Below are 19,974 nucleotides of genomic sequence, written 5' to 3' on the forward strand. Positions count from 1 at the left end.
TGCCGGTGTGCTCGGCAGCTGGCTGGTCGCGGTGCCCGCCGGGACCGACGACGACTGGACCTCCGCCCTGATCAGCTCGCTCGGCGCCGACGCCACGCGAGTCGAGATCACCGACCGCGCGGCCCTGGCAGCCCAACTGTCCGACGCCACCCCCGCCCGAGTGCTCTCGCTGGCCGGAGCCGCCGACACCACAACGCTTTTCCAAGCCCTCGGCGACGCCGGGGTACTCGCCCCGGTGTGGGCAATCACTCGAGGCGCGGTGTCGACAGGCCGCACCGACCCGGTCCTCGACCCCGCCCAGGCCGCAGTCTGGGGCCTCGGCCGGGTGGCCGCGCTCGAGCAGCCGCAGCGCTGGGGCGGGTTGATCGACCTGCCGGAGCAGCTGGACGACCGGGTGCTGCGCCGCCTGCCCGCGGTGTTCGCCGGGACCGAGGACCAGGTCGCCGTCCGCCCGCACGGGGTGTTCGGCAGGCGGCTGGTCCCGGTGTCGGGGGACCGGGCGGTCTGGGACCCGACCGGCACCGTGCTGATCACTGGCGGAACGGGTGCGCTGGGTGCGCGCGTCGCGCTGGACCTGGCCCGTCGCGGGGTGGATCGGCTCGTGCTGGTCAGCCGCCGCGGACAGGACGCACCGGGTGCCGATGCGCTGCGCGACGAGCTGACCGCTCTCGGCGCCGAGGTCACCATCACCGCCTGCGACGTGGCGGACCGCGACGCCGTGGCCGCCGTGCTCGACGCGATCGAGGACCTGACCGCGGTCGTGCACACAGCCGGTGTGCTCGACGACGGGGTGGTGGAAAGCCTTACGCCGGAACGGTTCGAGGCCGTGTTCGCGGCCAAGGTCGATTCGGCCGTGGTGCTCGACGAACTGACCAGGAACCGCGACCTCGCCGCGTTCGTGTTGTTCTCCTCGGTCGCCGGCTCGGTCGGCAACCCCGGTCAGGGCAACTACGCCGCGGCCAACGCGGTGCTCGACGCGATCGCCACGCAGCGGCGGGCCGCCGGCCTGCCCGCCACCTCGATCGCCTGGGGCGCTTGGGCCGGTGGCGGTATGGCCGACGGGGGACGGACCGGCGAGGCGATGCAACGCGTCGGGTCCGCCGCGCTCGACCCCGAGCTGGCGATCACCGCGCTGTGGCAGATCGCCGCCGGTGGCGCGGCCACCACCGTGGTCGCGGACCTGCGCCAGCCGCAGCTCCTGCACGGCCTGCTGAGTCTGCGGCCGTGCCCGCTGCTGGCCGAACTGCCCGAAGCCCAGCGCGTGCTGGACGACGTCGAGAACGACCGCCGCGAGGCGGCGACCGCGGCTTCCGAGTTGCAGCGCGGCATCCGCGGCCGCAGCGGTGAGCAGCGGGTCGAACCGGTGCTGGACCTGGTCCGCACGCGCGCCGCCGCGGTGCTGGGGCACTCCGGCAAGGAGGCCGTGAGCGTCGACAAGGCGTTCCGCGACCTCGGTTTCGACTCGCTCACCGCGGTGGAGCTGCGCAACCAGATCTCCGCGCTGACCGGCCTGACGCTGCCCGCCAGCCTGGTCTTCGACTACCCGACCCCGCAGGTGCTCGCCGAGTACCTGCTCGCCGAACTGCTCGGCGACCACGACCTGCCCGATGAGCAGGTAGTGGCTGAGGTGACCGACGAGCCGATCGTCATCGTCGGCCTGAGCTGCAGGTTCCCCGGTGGGGTCAACTCGCCGGACGACCTGTGGCAGCTGCTGGTCGACGGCGGGGACGCGATCAGCGAGTTCCCGCAGGACCGCGGCTGGGAGACCGACTGGCTCACCGGCGACGGTCCGGCGAGCGGCGCCACCGGCCACGGTGGCTTCCTGCCTGGGGTCGCCGGGTTCGACGCCGGGTTCTTCGGGATCTCGCCGCGCGAAGCGGTGGCGATGGACCCGCAGCAGCGCTTGCTGCTGGAGAGCACCTGGGAAGCGATCGAACGCGCCGGCATCGACCCGACCTCGTTGCGCGGCAGCAAGACCGGCGTGTACGTCGGCACGAACGGGCAGGACTACCAGCATCTGGTGATGCGGGCGCGGGACGACATGGAGGGCCACGCCGGCACGGGTACGTCGGCCAGCGTGATCTCCGGCCGCCTGTCCTACACCTTCGGGCTGGAAGGCCCGGCGGTCACGGTCGACACCGCGTGCTCGTCTTCGTTGGTGGCACTGCACTTCGCGTCGCAGGCGTTGCGGGCCGGTGAGTGCTCGCTGGCCCTGGTCGGCGGTGTCACGGTGATGACCACGCCGTCCAGCTTTGGTGGTTTCGACCGGCAGGGCGGACTGGCGCCGGATGGCCGCTGCAAGGCGTTCGCGGACGGTGCGGATGGCACGGTCTGGTCCGAGGGTGTCGGCGTGCTCGTGGTGGAGCGATTGTCCGACGCGCAGCGCAACGGGCACCGGATCCTTGCGGTGGTGCGGGGTTCCGCGATCAACCAGGACGGCGCGTCGAACGGCCTGACCGCGCCGAACGGGCCGTCGCAGCAGCGGGTGATCCGGGCGGCGCTGACCAATGCGGGCCTGCGACCGTCCGATGTGGACGCAGTCGAGGCACACGGAACCGGCACCGCTCTGGGTGACCCGATCGAGGCGCAGGCACTGCTGGCCACCTACGGCCGTGACCGCGAAGAACCGCTGTGGCTCGGCTCGGTGAAGTCGAACCTGGGGCACACGCAGGCCGCGGCCGGTGTCGCCGGCGTGATCAAGATGGTGCTGGCCATGCAGCACGGCGCGTTGCCGCGCACGCTGCACGTCGAGCAGCCGTCGTCCCATGTGGACTGGACTTCGGGTGCGGTGTCGCTGCTGACCTCGTCGCGCGAGTGGCCCGAGGTCGACCGGCCTTATCGCGCTGGTGTCTCGTCCTTCGGCATCAGCGGGACGAACGCGCACATCATCCTGGAGCAGGCGCCCCCGCAAACTCCAGTGGTCGAGCAGGCGCGGATCGAGCCGAAGGTGGTACCGCTGACGGTGTCCGCGCGCACCCGGTCCGCGCTGGACGCGCAGATCGAGCGCATCCGCGCCGTCGGCAGCGCTCCGCTGGACACCGGCTACTCGCTGGTGACCAGCCGGGCGAACCTCGAGCACCGCGCGGTTCTACTGTCCACTCAGGACGGTCTGACCGAGGTCGCCCGAGGTGCGGCCAACGGCCGTTCGCTGGGCGTGCTGTTCTCCGGTCAGGGTGCGCAGCGGATCGGCATGGGACGCGAGCTGCACGCCCGGTTCGAGGTGTTCGCCGACGCACTCGACGCGGTGCTCGCCGAGCTCGACCCGCGGGTGCGCGACGTGATGTGGGGCGACGACCACGAGGCGCTGAACCAGACCGGTTTCGCGCAGCCCGCGCTGTTCGCCGTCGAGGTGGCTCTGTACCGCCTGATCGAGTCGTGGGGCATCAGGCCTGACCATCTGGCCGGGCACTCCGTCGGCGAGGTCGCCGCGGCCCACGTGGCCGGGGTGTTCTCTCTCGAGGACGCGTGCCGGCTGGTCAGCGCCAGGGCGAACCTGATGCAGGCGCTGCCGTCCGGCGGCGCGATGATCGCGATCCAGGCGGCCGAGGACGAGGTCACGCTGCCCGACGGCGTGTCGATCGCGGCGGTCAACGGGCCGCGGTCGCTGGTGATCGCCGGGGACGAGGCCGCCGCCGAGGCACTGGCCTCGAAGTTCGCCAAGTCCAAGCGTCTACCGGTCAGCCATGCGTTCCACTCACCGTTGATGGACCCGATGCTGGACGACTTCCGGGTCGTGGTGGCGGGGCTGACTTTCGCGCAGCCGCGGCTCCCGGTGGTGACCGCCGGGGACGTCACCGATCCGGAGTACTGGGTGCGGCACGTGCGGGACACCGTCCGGTTCGCCGACGCCGTCGCGATGATGACCGAGGCGGGCGTCTCGGCGTTCCTGGAGCTCGGTCCGGACGGTGTGCTCACCGCGATGGCCGCCGAATCCGCGCCCGACGCGGTGCTGGTGCCGGTGTGCCGCAAGGATCGGCCTGAGGAAACGGCCGCGGTCACCGCGCTGGCCACGCTGCACGTGAACGGGATCGCCGTGGACTGGCGGCCGGTCTTCGCCGGGACCGGGGCCCGCCGGGTGGATCTGCCCGCGTACGCCTTCCAGCACGAGAACTACTGGCCGGCCACCGCCGGGGCACGCGGCGGTGACCTCGGGGAGATCGGCCTGGTCGCGGCCGAGCACCCGTTGCTCGGCGCGGCGATGCCGGTGGCCGGTTCCGACGGTGTGGTGTTCACCAGCCGGATCGCGCCCGCGGCGCTGCCGTGGATCTCCGAGCACGTGGTGAACGGGGTGGCGACCTTCCCGGAGACCGGGTTCGCCGAGATCGCGATCCGCGCCGCCGACCAGGTCGGCTGCGACCGGGTCGAGGAGCTGACCGTGACCACTCCGCTGGTGCTCGGGGAACGCGACGCGGTCGCGCTCCAGGTCTGGGTCCGCAACGCCGACGAGCACGGCCACCGGGCCGTCGAGATCTACTCGCGGCCCAGCGCCTCGCTCGACACCTGGACCACGCACGCCACCGGCGTGCTGGGCAAGGGCGAGCAGATCGCCGAGTTCCCCGCCGAATGGCCGCCCGCCGGCGCTGAGCCGGTGGACCTCGGCGACTGGTACGCCGACTCCGAACTGGGCACCACGTTCCGCGGTCTCCAGGGCGCGTGGCGCTCCGGCGACGCGGTGTACGCCGAGGTCGAACTGCCGGAGGACCTGGCGGACGCGGCTTCCTTCTGCCTGCACCCGGCCTTGCTGGCCATCGCCGCCCAGGCAGTTGATCTGGCCGATGTGGACGGTCTGGACGCAGGGCTCTCGCCCGCGGCGTGGACCGGGTTGTCACTGCACGCCTCGGGTGCCACGGTGCTGCGGGTCAAGCTCGTGCGGACCGGCCGCGATTCGGTCTCGCTGGCCGCGGCCGACGGTGACGGCGCCCCGGTGTGCTCGATCGAATCGCTGGCCATGCGACCGCTGGTGGCGGTGCAGGAAGCGACGAGCACGCAGCAGGACGGGCTGCTGACGCTGGACTGGGTGCCGGTTCCCGTCGAACTGGCGCCTGTGCCCGGCGGCAGCCGCTGGGCCGTGGTCGGTACCGACGAACTGGGCGTTGGCGCGGCGGTCAAGTCTGCCGGGTTCGACGTCTCCGCCGCTCAGTCCTTTGTGGACACCATCGTCGAGCCGGACGGCGTACCGGATCTGGTGCTCGTGCCGGTGACCGGTGGCACCGGCGGTGACGTGCCTCAGCTCGTCCGCGAGACGACCGGGCGCGTGCTCGGCATCGTCCAGGAGTACCTGGCGGACAGCCGGTTCGCCCGGTCCCGAGTGGTGTTCGTGACGCGGGGCGGAGGTGGCCTGACGACCGCGCCGATCTGGGGCCTGGTGCGCACCGCGCAGTCGGAGAACCCCGGCAGCTTCCTGCTGGTGGACGTCGACGGTGAGGACCGCTCGCTGGACCTGCTGCCGATGCTGCCCTCGTTGCTTGCCTCGGGGGAGTCGCAGGTGGTCGTGCGCGACGGCGTGCCGAAGGTGGGCAGGCTGGCGCGGGTGACCGAAGGCGCTGCGGCGCCGGAGTGGGCGCCGGAAGGCACCGTGCTGGTCACCGGTGGTACCGGCGGCCTCGGTGCGGAACTGGCTCGCCACCTGGTCGGCGAACGCGGCGTGAAGCACCTGGTGCTGACCTCCCGGCGTGGTCCGGACGCGCCTGGCGCGCTCGAACTGAAGGCCGAGCTGATCGCGCACGGTGCGAACGTGGACGTGGTGGCGTGCGACGTGGCCGACCGCGCGGCGGTGGACGAACTGCTTGCCGCCATCCCCGGCGAACTGACCGCGGTGATCCACACCGCGGGTGTGCTCGACGACGGTGTGGTCGCCTCGCTCACCCCGGACCGCCTCGACACGGTCATGCGGCCGAAGGTCGACGGCGCCTGGCATCTGCACGAGGCCACAAAGGACCTCGGACTGGCCGCGTTCGTGCTGTATTCCTCGGTATCCGGGGTGTTCGGCAGCGCGGGCCAGGGCAACTACGCCGCGGCGAACGTCTTCCTCGACGAGCTGGCCCGCCACCGCCGTGCACTCGGCCTGCCCGCCACATCGCTGGCGTGGGGGCCGTGGACGCAGGACGGCGGCATGACCAGCGGTCTCGACGCGGGAGCGGTGGAGCGTATGGAGCGGTCGATCACCCCGCCGCTGTCGCTGGAACAGGGCCTGGCCCTGTTCGACGCGGCGATCGCCCGCGACGACGCCGTGCTGGTGCCGCTGCGGGTGCGGACGGGCAACGCCCGGTCCGACGCGCCGATCGCGCCGATCCTGCGCGGCCTGGTACGCGCCGGCCGTCGCGCCGCCGGTGGCCGTGCCGGTGGCGGCCTGGCCCAGCGCCTGATCGGGATGCGGGAGAACGAGCGCGTGCGGTTCGTGCTGGACCTGTTGTGCACGCACGCGGCGGTCGTGCTCGGCCACGCTTCCGCCGACTCGATCGAACCGGACCGCGAGTTCCGCCAGCTCGGCTTCGACTCGCTGACCGCGGTGGAGCTGCGCAACAGCCTCGCCGCCGCGACCGGGATGAGCCTGCCGGCCACGCTGGTCTTCGACTACCCGACGCCCACCGCACTCGCCGAGTTCCTCGTCGACGAGCTGCTCGGCACCGCGCCGGACAAGGGTGCGTCGCTGCTCGCCGAACTGGACCGGCTGGAGAACGCGCTGTCCTCCAGGGACGCGGGCGAACTGGCCAGGGCAGGGGCGGCCGCGCGGCTGCGGAAGCTGCTCGCGCAGATCGGTGGCGCGGGCAAGGCCGAGGAGGCGGCGCCGATGTCGGAGCGGATCCACGCGGCGAGCGCCGACGAGGTGCTGGCCTTCATCGACAACGAACTGGGCCGCGGCCGCGGCTGACCGCTGACCGCTGACAGGCCAGGCCGATCATGGTGATCGGCCTGGCCTGCCGCTTTCCCGCTGAACTGGTGCAGAAACGGGAACTGCTCGCCGACGATGTCGGCGAGCAGTTCCCGTTCTAGGTGTTCTGGCCTGGGCTCACCAGGTGACCGGCAACCCGCCCAAGCCGTCGGACAGGCCGCCGCCCCGCATCTGCAGTTCTTCGACCGGGACCGCGAGCCGCAGCGAAGGCAGCCGGGTGAACAGGGTCTCGAAAGCCACCTGCAGCTGCACCCGAGCCAGCGGCGCCCCGACGCAGTGCCAGATGCCGTGCGCGAAGGTCAGGTGGGCGTTCGGCGAGCGCGTCACGTCGAAGCGCGACGGGTCGTCGAACGCCTGCGTGTCGAAGTTCGCCAGGGTGAAGTCGATCAGCACCAGGTCACCGTCGCGGATGGTGACCCCGCCGATCTCGATGTCCTCGGAGGCGTACCGCGGCAGGGCCGAGCCGCCGGCCTTGGCCGCGCGCAACACTTCTTCCACCGCGGCAGGCAGGTTGGCCAGCGCCACGTCGCGCTGTTCCGGATGCGTGGTCAGCAGCGCCACCCCGAGGTCGATGTGCGAGGCGATGCTCTCCAGCCCGGCGAACAACAGGTTCGCCGCGATCGCCCCGACCTGCTCATCGGTGGCGCCGTTCTGCACCATCCGCGAAATGACGTCCTCACCGGGGAACTCTCGCTTGTGCGCGGCGAGTTCCGCGGCGTAGTCGAAAAGCGCGCCCATCCCGTCCTCGGCGCCGTCCCGGTTGTCCACCTCGCCCATCTGCTGCATCGGTTCGAGGAGCCGGTCGCGCTCGTCGAGCGGCACGCCGATCAGCTCGCACAGCACCAGCAACGCGAACGGGAACGAGAAGCCGCCGTGCAGATCGGCGGGCGCACCGGACTCCACAAAGGCGTCCAAAGTGGAGGCAGCGACCTGCTCCACCCGCGGCCTCAGGTTGAGCACGCGGCGGGCGGTGAAGTTGGGCGCCAGCCACGCCCGCGCCTGCTTGTGCGCGTCGCGCGCGGCCTCGTGGTCCGGGATGAGCAGCATGTCCATCAACGGGCTGTCCACGTACCGCGGCGCCGTCGCCGGGTCCAGGTGCGACCGCCCGATGCGTTCGTCCATCAGCAACTGCTTGACCTCGGCGTACCGCGTCACCAGCCACGCCTCGTCCCCGGCGGGCGTGCGCACCCGGCAGACCGGCGCCTGCGCCTGCAGTTCCCGCAACTGGGCGCTCGGCCGCAGCCGCAGCAAGCCCTCCTGCTCCGTCACCAGCAACGGCAGCTTGTCCTGCGAAGTGGTCATTTCCCAGCCTCCTACCAGCGAACGGGCAGGGCATGCAGCCCGAACGGCACACCGTCGTAGTTGTGAGGGCAGGCCTTCGGGAGCCTCGGCCACGGCCACAGGTTCGGGGTGCCGCGCCGCGACGGTTCCCCTGCCAGCGCGAGCACCAGGCCGCTCTCGGAGCAGCCGACGGACAGGATGCAGCGCTGGCTCGGGTTGTCGGACGCCATGACCGGGAGCATGGCGCACCCCCGGAGCCCCTGTCCTGGAGCTCACGGCAACTCGAGGAATACCCCTAGTGCCGGGAATGTCCGGTCTTGATCAGGCTTTGCGGCACTGCACGACGAAGCGGCCGGTAGGTTGCCGGCCGGTCGCTTCGACGACCAGCCCGGCCTGGGCGGCCAGCCCGCGGAACTCGTCCAGCGTCCGGCTTCGCCCGCCCAGCAGCACCATCTCCACGGTCAGCCCGTCGGGCCGGCCCTCCGGCGACACACCGCCGATGACCACGACCCGGCCGCCCGGTGCCGCCGCCTCCGCGCAACGGGTCAGGATCGCCAGCGCTTCCCGGTCGGGCCAGTCGTTCAGCACGGACTTCAGCAGGTACAGGTCCGCTCCTGCGGGCAGCGGGTCGAAGAAGCTCTGGCCGACCGCGGCAAGACCCGCGGGGCGGCGGGCGACCGTGCTGGGCAGGTCGACCAGCGTGCCGCGGACCTCGGGGTGGGCGCGCAGGATCTCGGTGAGCATCGCCCCGGTACCGCCGCCGACGTCGACCACGGCGCGCACGGACTCCCAGTCGCCGATCACCAGGACCTCCGGGTCAGGCGTGCCGTGCCCGACCGGACCCATCAGCGCGTCGAAGTCCGCCGCGATGGCCGGGTGCGCGACCAGGTCCTCCCACCACGGCAGGCCGAACAGTTCCTCATAGGCGGGAGAACCGGTGCGGACGACGGAGAGCAGCGTGCCCCAGGCGTGCGCCATCCGCCCACCAACGCTGTACAGGTCGAGGCTGATGCGCCGGGCCGGGTCGAGCAGGCCGCGCGCGGCGTCGTTGAGCGCGAACCGGCCGGGTTCCGGCGCGACGAACACACCCTTGCCGACCAGGTGCCGCATCACCCGCGCCAGTGAGTCCGCGTCGCAGCCCGCAGCTGCCGCGAGTTCGTCCGCGGCCATCGGTCCCTCGGTCAGGTGTTCGGCGATCCGCAGCGTGGCGACCACGTGGACGCACCAGGGCGTCGCCAGATCGCTCAGCGCTTCGAGGTTCGCGGGTTCCGACATGGTCACCTCGTGGTCTCGCGCCAGTGGAGGAACTCGGGCGCCGAGACGAAGTCGGCGAAGTCGCCGAAGTCGGGACGGCGGGTCAGCACGTGGTCGACGATGAGGTAGGCCTCGGCGGTGCGCCCCATGGCGAGCAGGATGCGGACCTTGGTGTCGCGGAGGTAATCGTAGGTGGGATCGGCTCCGAAGGTGAGCGCGCGATCCACGATGGACAGTGCCCGGTCGAGCTCGCCGCGCTTCATCAGGTGCCAGGCCAGGGTGTTGCCGGCGGTGCGGGTGACCTCTTCGTGGAACTGTCCTTCGTCGGTGAAGTGCCAGATCTCCCGCGGCTCAGGCGCCAGGGCGAGGGCCCGCTCGGCGTAGCCGATGAGCTTGTCTGTCAGCCCTTCGTCGCTGCCGACGAGGCGGCTGAGGGCGTAGACGAGGCCGTAGTAGGCGTAGAGCTGGTCGTGGTCGGAGAAGCTGGCGCCGGTGCCGCACCGCTCGAGCGCCTCTTCGAACAGCGGCACGGCGGCCGCGTGGTCACGGAAGAGCTTCGCCTGGCCGTCGACGACGAGGTCGTGCACGGCGCGCGAGTTGGGGTCGTCGACGTCGCGGCGGGCCGGAACGCGGCGCAGGTCGATCTGCACCTTCGGGAACGTCTCGGCCAGCCGATCGAGGGTCGGCCGGTCGAGTTTGGTGGCGTGCAGGTCGACGGCCTGGAGGTGGCGGAGCCGGTAGAAGGGCTCGGGCAGCTCGGTCAGCGCACCTCCCGACAGGTCCAGCCGGCGTAGTTCTGGCATGGCGGCAAAGGCGTCGGCGGGCAGCTGCTGCACGCCGGCGAGCCGCAGTTCCTCCAGCTTTGTCATGCTGAACAGGTTGTCGGGCAGTGGATTGCCGGAGACGTCGAGGACCCTCAGGTTGTCCAGGCGCCCGATCGCCGCGGGGAGTCGATCCACTGCCAGTCCTGACAGGTCCAGCTCCTCGAGCGTGGTCAGCTCGGCGATGCGTTCCGGGATCTGGTCGATCTGGTCGTTGCCGGCGAGGGAAAGCTTGCGCAGGTTGGGAAACGCGAAAAGCTGCTCCGGGAACTCGCGCAGGTGGCGATCGGCCAGGTCGAGCTCGATGACCTCCTCGGGGCTAGCCAGCAAGGCATCCAGCTCGGTGAGTGCGGCCAGGTGGCTCGGCACCGCACCGTCGCGCAGGATCGGCCGGCCTTCCATGAACGCCCACTCGATCTGACCTTCGTCGACGTAACCGTCCGGGTCGACCATCGCGGGAAGCAGCACCGCGGACAGCTCGTCATCGGCGAAGTCGACCGGGCAGCTCGTGAAATTCGGATCCGCAATGAGGGTCGCGTCCGGCCGCCCTCCGGCGAAGGTCATCTTGAAGTAGCGGATGTTGACGATGGTCTTCGCCCGCGTGACGCCACCGACGTCAAGAAACCCGCCATCCGCGCCGTGACAGCCGAACACGCCGTTGTCCACCAGCAGATCACCGCGCACAACAACACTCGGGTTGCCGCGCAGCAGCACGTTTCGCGCCCGCACGTTCCCGGTGACGAGCACGAAGTTCCCCATGTGGTCATCCCACCAGCTGAGGTCGCCGTCGACGGTCAGATCACCGTCGACGATCACGTTGTACATCACCCAGTCGCCGTCGGTCTCCGCACTGAAGTCCCCGGTCACGTGCAGGCCGCCCTCGTACAGCCGGAACTCCTGTTCGTCGCTGAACTCCCGGTACGGGAATCGTGATTCGACGTCGGCGGAGAGGCGGAAGCGCTCCTCGGCCTCGTCGACGTCAAGCAAGCGATACCCGTCGGGTGCGGTGGCCGTCATGGCCGCAAACCATATGCGACAGTGCGGTGTCGACAACCGATCTGTGGAGGATGGACCTTGACGCGCCACACGTTCACCACTCTGATCGAGCTCAATGGCAAGACCGCGACCGGCTTCCGCGTCCCGAAAGACGTGGTCGAGGCGCTCGGGCAGGGCAAGAAGCCCAAGGTGCGGGTGACCATCGGCGCCCACACCTACCGCAGCACGGTGGCGGTGTACGGCGGCGACTTCATGCTGCCGCTGAGCGCCGCCAACCGCGAGGCCGCGGGTGTCGGTGCCGGCGACACCATCGAGGTGACGCTGGAATCGGACCTGGCGGAACGCACCGTGGAGCTGCCCGACGATCTTGCCGCGGCCCTCGACCGCCACCCCGCGGCCCGTGCCGCGTTCACCGCGCTCTCGTACAGCAATCAGCGGCAGCGGGCCGAGGCGGTGGCGGCGGCGAAGCAACCCGAGACCCGCGCGCGGCGAATCGAGAAGATCATCGCCGAACTGTCCTAGCGCTTTGTGCTGCTGCGCAACGTGAGCAGGCCGGCAGCAGCGAAGGTGTCGAGTATCCGGCCGGTGGAGGCGTCAACGCGGGCGATGCTGCCGGCCTGGCCGAGGAGCACCTGGCGACCGTCGGGGCTGACCGCGAGCCCGCGTACCGCAGCGGGCATCGCCCACGCACCGTCCACCCGAAGCGTCGCGGAATCCAGGCGCCGCAACACGTTCGACGAGCCGAGGTAGAGAGCGCCGCCATCGGGCGAGGTCGACATCGCGGTGCCTTCGCCGGCCGGCTGGTCGTCTTCCATCGTCGTAACCTTCGTGACAGCAAGGCTTTCCGTGTCGGCGATCGCGATCTGCTTGGTGGTCATTTCAGCGATGTAGAGCCGTTTGCCGTCCGGGGAGATGGTCAGCGCGTGCGCACCGGCGGAGTGGAGACCGAACGGCTCGGGCAGGTCGAGGCAGTAGGCCCAGCCTTCGTTCAGCGACAGCACGTGCACAAACGCGTGCACGGCACGGCCATCCGCGCCACGCCGCCCGGGCAGCAGGTCGCGGGTGTGCTGGTGGTCGCCCTGATGCAGGTACAGCGTGTAAAGCCGGGTGCGGTCCGGAGACAGCACGGCCTGACGCCCCTCGCCGCGCATCTCCTCTTCGGCGCCCGGCGGGATCAGCTGCTTGTCGCGTAGCAGCAGTGGTTGCACCTGACCGGTGGCCAGTTCTACCCGGCGCACCCGGTAGCGCTCCGGGGCGTTCGCCGGCAGGTACTCCAGCACGAAGAGGAAGGCGTCGTCAGCCGAGAATGCTTCCGGCTCGAAGTTGCCGGCCAGGTCGAAATCCCGCGCCGGGCGCGCGCCGCTTGGGTCCGCTACCACGATCGTGGTCCGTTCCCTGCCAGCCGGGTTGGTGGCGTCATGTTGCGCGCTGTCTGCGGTGAGCGCGACTAGGGTTCCTGCGGTCGACGCGACTTGCGCGTTGAGCTGGCGGGACAGGTTCGTGCTGGCCAGTTCTAGGTTCGTGGCCGGGTCGAAGGTGACCAGCTTGTTGCCCCGTACGGCGTAGAGACGGGACCAGTCGGGGCTGGCCACCGTGGCGTCTGTGGACTTCACCTCTCCACGGCTGTCAGCCACTGTGATGCCGTGCTCGGAGTCGAAGAACACCACATCTGAGGCTGCCGGTGGGTCAGTGCATGCGGCCGCCAGCAGTGACACTGTCAGAACAAGGGCGCCCAGTCTCATGCGCTTGCTACACCGGTTGAGTTGGTTGGGTTCCGTTCGGATCGGTCAGCGGCATGAGAGTGCGGTGGCTCAGACTTCCGCTGGGAAGAACGCTGGATCGTCCTCGTCCGGCTGGAGGGGCGCATACTGCCTGAACTCCCCACCGCGCAACATCCACAGCCGGAAGAAACCCTCCTCCTGATCCATGATCAACAGCTGGACAGCGAGGGGTGCCTTCCAGTCGATCTTGCCAACGTGCGCGACAAGCGCGTCGAGATCAGCGTGATTGAGTGCTCCTGCCCAGACGTGGCACTCGGGGTTCTTCCAGCCGCCCCAACATGAATCCTGGTCGGTGATCAGGGCGAGAAAGCCACAGCCGGTCCCCGCTTCATCTCGCCGAGGCGCGTCCGTGCGCAACCACTCACTCAACTCTGCGGCAGTGCTGTCGTCCCGGCCACTCACCGACAGCATCACATTCGCAACCCAGCTCATGCGAGAATTGTCGCTGGCGAATGCCACCTGGAGCTACCAAGTTTCCGCTCGCTCGTCGGCATGGTCCGGGGGGACTCCCACAAGCGTCGCCGACGTCTGCTCATTGGCATATGAGGACCCGCCTCGCGGTATGAGCGGACGGGTTGCCCCTGCGAAAACGATTGGTGAACCGACTTACTCCGCTGATGTACTGATGTGCCACCGTGAGTGGGCCACGTGACGGAGGTAGGAGTTGTGGCGGGTTATGACGCGCTTGCCGAGGTGTACGAGTGGCTCATCTCCGATGCGAAGCTGGCTCCGGCCGAGTTCGCTGCGTCGTTCGATGACGTCCTCAGTCTCCTGCCGTCGAACGCTCACGTCCTCGATTGCTCGTGCGGAACCGGACAGTTGGCGGTTGGCCTCGCCGGTCTTGGCATCCAGGTTGTCGCAACTGATGCCAGCGAAGCGATGGTTCGTCGGACTGCGGAGTTGGCTGAGGAGTTCGGTGCATCTGTCCGGACAGTGCGGGCGGACTGGGAAGAGTTGCCCGACCATTTTGATGACGCCACCTTCGACATGGTGTTCTGCGTTGGCAACTCGCTGCATCACGCCGTGGGCGCGAGAGGCAGGGTTGCTGCTCTGGAGTCGATGTCACGGCTTCTGCGTCGTGGCGGGCGCTTGGTGCTCACCTCCCGCACGTGGGAACTCGTGAGGGCCAGAGGTTCCCGACTGGACGTCAGTGACCGACTCGTCCGCCGGAACGGTCGCGATGCCGTCGTGGTCTACCGCTGGGAGATTGCACCGCTTTGGGAGGAGGAGCACCACATCGAGATTGCAGTCGCGCAGGTTGATGCGGCCAGGTCGGTTCTTGTCCGCTCGGAACTGCTGTCGTGCTGGCCCTACCGATACGACGAACTCGAAGTCGAGTTGCGCCGGGTCGGACTTCGGATGGAAATGAGCACGTTCAACCCTGAGGCCGAGAACTACATGGTGGTGGCCGGCAAAGCATAGACCGATGAAAGTCAGTCGCTCGGAGTTGCTTGCTGATGGCATGATCATCGGTCATGACCACGGATCCCGCCATCGGCTTGCGCGACGTTGCCATGGAGTGTGTCGGTTTGGTGGCGGCTCAGTTCGGCCGCGACCTGGACTGGAGTTTGACCAGTCTCGGTGAACTCGATGCGGTGTGCGCTGAGTTGCTGTCTGAGGGCCCGTTGGACGGGCAGCGCTTGGACCTGTGGTGGAAGTTGGTTGGGGCCTACACCGGTGAGGTACTTGTCCGTGTCTACGGCGGACAGTGGACCACGCACGAGCAGGCGCCCAGCGCCTTCGTCGTGGTGGTGAACGGAACCACGGCGTTTCCCTTCGGTGTCGCGGAGCGGGTTCTGTCCGGCGAACCCTTCAAGAGCCTGGCCTCGTTCGGCCGAGCCCTGCCCGCGATCATCGAGCGGTCAGCGCGCCCCGACTAGCAACAGCGTTTAAGGGCAAGGCAACAGGGTGTTCCTGTCACAGGCCGGCGGCTTTGAGCAGATAGGCACGTTCATAGTCGCGCAGCTCGGTTCCTGCCGGCAGGCTGGGATCAGCCAGCAACCGGTTCACCCAGTTCGCGTTGGCGGCGAACGCCAACCGGCACAAGGATCGTTCGGGGTGGTCTTCCTCGCGACCGTTGATCGTCAGGTCCGCCGCGTTGTCGGGATCGCTGGGTTCGGACAGCGCGGCGGCCAGCAGCACCAGATCGAACAGTTCGCCCCGGCGGGGCACCGAGGGATCGGCCGCCAAGCGCAACAGGAACGGCACAACCACCGGCATCACGGAGCTCATGTGCAAGGGCCCCGACATCACCAGCCATCCCAGCACCCGCCCGGCTTCCTCGGCTGCATCAGGGTCGAGAAGACCGCGCAGCACGGCCGGGACCCCCTCCGGGCAGCCGGGGATCGCCGACCACTCCACGTCGTCACATCCGGTCAAGGCGTGATGCGGCAGAACCTCGTGTTCGACCTTCGGGTACGCCGCTGTCAGAGCCGCGATCGCCTTCGCGGTCGCCGCGCGATCCACCTGGCACACCGACGCGCCTCCCCTGCTGCGAACCGCGATACAAGCAACTCCGGCCAACCGACGCCTCAAGCCTGTGGTCGGCGAGCGCCGTCCTGCCATCGGCAGATGCGGATTGTTCAGAGGTGGACGCAGCTGGCGTGGGCGCGCCAGCTGATGAGGCTGCCGGACCTCGAGGTGCGCACCACCACGGCGCGCGCCGTGGACGCGGTCCGTGACGGGCGTGCGTCGACACGGCGGCAGCATTCCAGGGCCGTCGACTGTGAGTTCGCTGCCGTGATTCACCACAGGAGACGCCCTTGCACCGGGTCGTTCACGTGAGTGGCTCGCTCACGGGCTATGACGCGACTGCCGGCCCTGGGTGGCGACGAGCTGGGCCAGCGCGTTCCGGTTCGACACCCCCAGTTTCCGGTAGACCCGGCCGAGATGGCTGTCGACGGTGCGGGTGCTCAGGTACAGCCGCCGGCCGATCTCGGCGCTGGTGAGACCGGTGCCGGCGAGTTCGGCGATCTCGGCCTCTCTGGTCGTGAGCGGGCTGCTCCAGGCCGGTCGTGGTGATCGGTCGAGGCGCTCGCGGGCCACCGCCACGAGGCCGGCCAGCCGGGCCGAGCCGCAGGCGGCCGCGTGCCCGGCGGCCCGGTCGAGGTGCACGTCGGCGAGGTCGGGGCGCCTGGCGTCGAGGAACGCCTGCCCCGCGAGGTGCTCGGTGATGGCGAGGTCCATCCAGTGGTCGATGCCGGCGAAGTCTCCGATCGCGGCTGTGGCCACGGCGGCGAGTTCTTCCGGCTCGGCGCCGGGCAGGCGAAGCCGGGCACGCCGTGCGATTCCGCGCCGGGCCGCCGACCACTCCACCGAGGAATGGCACGCCGCCAGGTCGACGTAGCGGCGGGCCGCAGCGCTGTCGCCGAGTGTCAGCGCGGCCAGACTCAGTGACTCCCACGTGCGCACCTGCCGCCGGCTCGGCACCAGGGGGAGTTCCGGACCACCTCCGAGCGTGAGCAGCAGCTGGCTGCCCCGTTTCGGATCACCGGTCAGGGCGATCAGCTCCCCGGCCATGCATCGGCCGAACACGGCCCATCCCCAGCGCACACCCGCGCAGCGCGCCTCGATCGCCTCGGCGTCGGCGCGCACTCCGGCGTCGTCACCGCCCAGCCAGTACTGGGCGATCCCGCGCACTCCGGCGGCAATGGCCTGCTGTGGCACGAGATGGTCGCGGTTGGCCTGGTGGACCGCCTCGTCGAGCGTCGCCACGGCTGTGGCCACCCGCCCGGCGCGCAACTGCACCTCTCCGAGGACCTGCAGCAGGGCCGACATGACATGGCGCTGGCCGGTGCGACGGCACAGCGCTACCCCGCGTGCCAGGTGCCGGTGCGCGCTGACGAGGTCCTCCACCAGGTTCTCGCCGATCCCGACCTGGAACAGGCAGCGCACGTCGCGCATGAGGACGGCGTCGGACATCGCGTCGACCATGGCTGCCGCGGTGCTGATCATCTCCCGCGCGGACTCGATGTCACCGGCACAGCCCCGCGCCCACGCCCGTTCGGCCAGCGCGGCCGCCTCGTGCAGCCGGTCGCCGTGGCGTCGCGCGATGCCTTCTGCTGTCGCCGCGCACCGGGCCGCCGACTCGAAGTCGTCGCTGTCGCTGTGCAGGATCGCCAGGTCCGTCAGCAGGGCGGCCGCGTCCAGGGAGCGTTCCTCGGGGACGGCGGCCACACCGCCCCGCAGCAGCGCGCGGGCCTCGTCGCACTGTCCGAGCAACGCCAGCGCGCGCCCGGCGTAGAGCACGTTCGCGGTGCGGTCGCAGGACGACAGCAACCCGTCCCGCGTCTTGGTGACGTCGCCCAGCAGGAGCCCGGAGCGGGCCACCAGGGCCTGTACTTCGGAGGATCGGCTGTCGCCGTGGGGCATCAGGGCGCCCGCGGCATTCGCCCAGTGCAGCGCGCGTGCCGGGTCGGCATCCAGGTTCGCCGCCGCGGCGGCCAGGAGCACGTCGACGTGCTCGGGGCCGTTCAACCCGGCCGCCGCGATGTGCCGTGCCCGCTGGGCAGGGACCGCGTCGAACCGGGCGAGCACCTCGTCCACCCTGCTGTGCAGCCGCCAGCGTTCGCCGATCGGAATGTGCCGGTAGACGACGTCGGCGACTACGGGATGCCGGAAGTCCAGCAGCGACACCGGATCGCCCGGCCGAAGCACGTCCGCCGCCACCAGAGCTTCCACCGACCGGCTGGTCGTCGTCGGATCGAGGGCGCACACCTCGGCCAGCAGGTTCACGTTGAACGGTCCGCCGAGCACGCAGGCCGCCCAGGCCACCCGCAATTCGGCCGTGCCCAGCCCGGCGAGTTCCCCCAGCAGCCCGCCCGCCGGCTCGGCCGCGTGGCCGGCGATCAGCTTCATGTACAGCGGGTTCCCGCTGCCTTCCGAGTGGACGCGTTCGACGTCGTCGTGGCCCGCCAGCAGCGCCTTGGCCTCGGCGAGGTCGAGCGGCCCGAGCCGGACGTGCCGCAGGTTCGCCGACGATTCCGCCGCACTGAGCACGGTTCCCACCACGGGACCGACCTGTCGCGGGCGGTAGGCCAGCACCAGCAGCAGTGGCCGGACACCGGCGAGTTGGATGAGTTCTTCGAGCAGCGGAGCCGAATCCGCGCCGAGCACGTGGACGTCGTCGACGAACATCGCCACACCGGTCGTCCGGCGCGCCTCAGCGAGGGCGGCCACCGCGCCGTTCACCGTTACCTGCACGGTGTGGGTGGCCACTCCGCAGGCCTGCGCCACCCCGCCCAGCGTCGCGAGCAGCCGCGTCTTGCCGATGCCCGGCCCTCCGGCGATCGCGGTCGCGCTCCCACGCCCGGCCCGCAGCAGCTCCAGGTCGTGCTCGAACAGGCGGAGTTCTCCTGCCCTCCCGACTATTCCTCCATGCGCCATGGACACCTCACCCCCCGAAGCATTCGGCGCCGCCGCCCGAACGGATCGGCCTGCACAGCGGACATGTGGAGGGCGGAGACCGCCTGGCTGAGGTCGCCGGTCGCAGCGTACAAGAGCGTCTCCCGTCTCAGCGGCAGTTGCGTAGCCGATGCCGTAGGTCTGCCGATGTCCCGTCGTGCCGCGGATTTCTAGCCTTTGCCGGTTCGTGTGACCGACACACGCATACGGCAGGGGAGGCCCACCATGCACCGCTGGAACCACTCCGTCCGCCGGGCGCTGACACGCGTCCTGGCGGCGGTGACATTGGCCGCGAGTCTGGGGATCGCGCTACCCGCGGCTCCGGCTTCGGCCGCGGCAGCGCCGCTTCCGTCGGACGTGACCTTCGCCAGCACCCCGGTGATCGACCCGTCAGGTCTGTTCATGACGTCGCGCGGCCTGGACGGCTCGATCCTGTTCAGCTCTGGAAGTCCTTCCACCAACGGGTACAGCGACTTCTTCAACATCGGCGGGAGCATCATCGGTGACCCCACGGCGGTCGTCGCGCCGGAGGGAGCGCAGGTCTTCGCCCGCTCCGCGTTCACCAACGCGGCGGTCACCAACCTCGTGGTCTCGTACCGGTTCCCGACGGGGTTCCAGGAGATCCCGGGTCTGGCGATCTCCAGCGAGGTGACCGCGGTCAAGATCCCGCCACGGGGCTCACGGCCGCCGATGATCCGGATCTTCGCCCGTGACCTCGAGACCGGCATCCTGTACACCAACCTGCTCGTCCAGGGCGCTCCGCAGGGTTGGGTTCCACTCGGGATCTACACCACCAGCGAGGTCACGGCGGCGGTCATCCCGCCCGGCGGGCTCGACATCGACATCCGGCTGGTGGTGCGCAGCTTCGACGGCCGGCTGTGGTCGATGATCTTCAACAACACCACCGGCCCGGTCACCAGCTGGGCACCGCTCGGCACCCTCGCCGTCTTCGGCAACCCGGTGCTCGCCAACGAGGGCTTCACATCGTTCTTCCGCGGCAACGAGGTGTTCGTCCGCGGTCCCGGCGGAGCGCTCTTCACCTGGAACTTCGACAATCCCGGCTGGGTGAGCATGGGCGGTGTCTTCCAGGGCGATCCCGGCGTCGCGATCCCGTCCGACGACGGACTGCACGTCTACGTGCGCGGCACCAACAACCGGATCTTCGTCACCCGGCGTCCGCCGGGCGGCAGCTTCGGCGGCTACATCAACCTCGGCGGCCAGGCGACGAGCAACATCGCGGCGAGCGGCGGAGCCAGAGGGCAGCGGGCGCTGGTGGACCAGTTCATCACGCGCAGCCTGGAAAACCGGATGTCCAGCAGGATCCTGCCCAGGGTGAACGCCGCGTACGGCGGTTTCTTCTTCTTCGGCGGGCCGCTGCACGGCTGAGACGACACTCACGGGCCGGCCCGCGGTTGAAGGACCGCGGGCCGGCCGCACCCTCGCCGACCGGAGCAGGTGCGCGGCCAAGAGTGAATTAGGGCAATTGCCGGTCGGGCGGCTCCAGTTGAAGCCCGGCTCCTCAACAGCCTCTCAGTTCCTCAGCGCC

13 protein-coding genes are annotated in these 19,974 nt (G+C 70.1%); 5 read left to right on the forward strand and 8 right to left on the reverse strand.

Annotated elements, in window-relative coordinates; translation table 11 throughout:
• Window positions 1-7 precede the first annotated feature (7 nt).
• Window positions 8-6,871, forward strand: coding sequence for a type I polyketide synthase (locus tag ACIA8G_RS04935; RefSeq protein WP_396416928.1), 6,864 nt, complete (start codon window positions 8-10; stop codon window positions 6,869-6,871).
• 138 nt (window positions 6,872-7,009) lie between these two features.
• Here the strand turns inward: ACIA8G_RS04935 and ACIA8G_RS04940 are convergent, their stop codons facing one another.
• From ACIA8G_RS04940 to ACIA8G_RS04955, 4 genes are all read right to left on the reverse strand, one after another.
• Window positions 7,010-8,194, reverse strand: a complete 1,185-nt coding sequence (locus ACIA8G_RS04940; protein WP_396416929.1) for a cytochrome P450 — start codon at window positions 8,192-8,194, stop codon at window positions 7,010-7,012.
• Window positions 8,195-8,205: 11 nt separating this feature from the next.
• Window positions 8,206-8,403 carry a hypothetical protein gene (locus ACIA8G_RS04945; protein WP_396416930.1) on the reverse strand — a complete coding sequence of 66 codons (198 nt, stop codon included), beginning with the start codon at window positions 8,401-8,403 and terminating at the stop codon, window positions 8,206-8,208.
• A 91-nt stretch (window positions 8,404-8,494) separates the two neighbouring features.
• Window positions 8,495-9,448: a methyltransferase gene (locus tag ACIA8G_RS04950; protein ID WP_396416931.1), complete on the reverse strand. Its 954-nt coding sequence runs from the start codon at window positions 9,446-9,448 to the stop codon at window positions 8,495-8,497.
• Between the two features lie 2 nt (window positions 9,449-9,450).
• A complete protein-coding gene (locus ACIA8G_RS04955) occupies window positions 9,451-11,265 on the reverse strand; it encodes a hypothetical protein (protein WP_396416932.1) in 1,815 nt (604 codons plus the stop codon).
• 57 nt (window positions 11,266-11,322) lie between these two features.
• Here ACIA8G_RS04955 and ACIA8G_RS04960 point away from each other — a divergent pair, with 57 nt between their 5' ends.
• Window positions 11,323-11,766, forward strand: coding sequence for a YdeI/OmpD-associated family protein (locus ACIA8G_RS04960; RefSeq protein ID WP_396416933.1), 444 nt, complete (start codon window positions 11,323-11,325; stop codon window positions 11,764-11,766).
• On the opposite strand, the gene ACIA8G_RS04965 is transcribed toward ACIA8G_RS04960, so the two are convergent.
• Window positions 11,763-12,908 carry a YncE family protein gene (locus ACIA8G_RS04965; protein WP_396416934.1) on the reverse strand — a complete coding sequence of 382 codons (1,146 nt, stop codon included), beginning with the start codon at window positions 12,906-12,908 and terminating at the stop codon, window positions 11,763-11,765. The two genes, ACIA8G_RS04960 and ACIA8G_RS04965, sit on opposite strands and share 4 nt — an antisense overlap.
• A 147-nt stretch (window positions 12,909-13,055) precedes the next feature.
• A complete protein-coding gene (locus ACIA8G_RS04970) occupies window positions 13,056-13,457 on the reverse strand; it encodes a hypothetical protein (RefSeq protein ID WP_396416935.1) in 402 nt (133 codons plus the stop codon).
• Between the two features lie 234 nt (window positions 13,458-13,691).
• On the opposite strand from ACIA8G_RS04970, the gene ACIA8G_RS04975 reads away from it, so the two are divergent.
• A complete protein-coding gene (locus ACIA8G_RS04975; RefSeq protein WP_396416936.1) occupies window positions 13,692-14,447 on the forward strand; it encodes a class I SAM-dependent methyltransferase in 756 nt (251 codons plus the stop codon).
• Between the two features lie 53 nt (window positions 14,448-14,500).
• Window positions 14,501-14,905 (forward strand): hypothetical protein, encoded by a 405-nt coding sequence (locus tag ACIA8G_RS04980; RefSeq protein ID WP_396416937.1) that lies wholly within the window; start codon window positions 14,501-14,503, stop codon window positions 14,903-14,905.
• Between the two features lie 37 nt (window positions 14,906-14,942).
• On the opposite strand, the gene ACIA8G_RS04985 is transcribed toward ACIA8G_RS04980, so the two are convergent.
• Window positions 14,943-15,386, reverse strand: coding sequence for a hypothetical protein (locus tag ACIA8G_RS04985; protein WP_396416938.1), 444 nt, complete (start codon window positions 15,384-15,386; stop codon window positions 14,943-14,945).
• Window positions 15,387-15,818: 432 nt separating this feature from the next.
• Window positions 15,819-18,410: a LuxR C-terminal-related transcriptional regulator gene (locus ACIA8G_RS04990; protein ID WP_396416939.1), complete on the reverse strand. Its 2,592-nt coding sequence runs from the start codon at window positions 18,408-18,410 to the stop codon at window positions 15,819-15,821.
• A 243-nt stretch (window positions 18,411-18,653) separates the two neighbouring features.
• On the opposite strand from ACIA8G_RS04990, the gene ACIA8G_RS04995 reads away from it, so the two are divergent.
• Complete coding sequence (locus tag ACIA8G_RS04995; protein WP_396416940.1) at window positions 18,654-19,814, forward strand: hypothetical protein; 1,161 nt, start codon at window positions 18,654-18,656, stop codon at window positions 19,812-19,814.
• Window positions 19,815-19,974: the final 160 nt, after the last annotated feature.

Source organism: Lentzea sp. NPDC051213 (assembly GCF_044455585.1).
GTDB lineage: Bacteria > Actinomycetota > Actinomycetes > Mycobacteriales > Pseudonocardiaceae > Lentzea.

Bases quoted from the DNA above. Each gene is read 5' to 3' on its own strand.
- ACIA8G_RS04940 (WP_396416929.1), bottom strand. From the start codon at position 8,194: ATGACCACTTCGCAGGACAAGCTGCCGTTGCTGGTGACGGAGCAGGAG.
- ACIA8G_RS04945 (WP_396416930.1), bottom strand. From the start codon at position 8,403: ATGGCGTCCGACAACCCGAGCCAGCGCTGCATCCTGTCCGTCGGCTGC.
- ACIA8G_RS04950 (WP_396416931.1), bottom strand. From the start codon at position 9,448: ATGTCGGAACCCGCGAACCTCGAAGCGCTGAGCGATCTGGCGACGCCC.
- ACIA8G_RS04955 (WP_396416932.1), bottom strand. From the start codon at position 11,265: ATGACGGCCACCGCACCCGACGGGTATCGCTTGCTTGACGTCGACGAG.
- ACIA8G_RS04970 (WP_396416935.1), bottom strand. From the start codon at position 13,457: ATGAGCTGGGTTGCGAATGTGATGCTGTCGGTGAGTGGCCGGGACGAC.
- ACIA8G_RS04980 (WP_396416937.1), top strand. From the start codon at position 14,501: ATGACCACGGATCCCGCCATCGGCTTGCGCGACGTTGCCATGGAGTGT.
- ACIA8G_RS04990 (WP_396416939.1), bottom strand. From the start codon at position 18,410: ATGGCGCATGGAGGAATAGTCGGGAGGGCAGGAGAACTCCGCCTGTTC.
- ACIA8G_RS04995 (WP_396416940.1), top strand. From the start codon at position 18,654: ATGCACCGCTGGAACCACTCCGTCCGCCGGGCGCTGACACGCGTCCTG.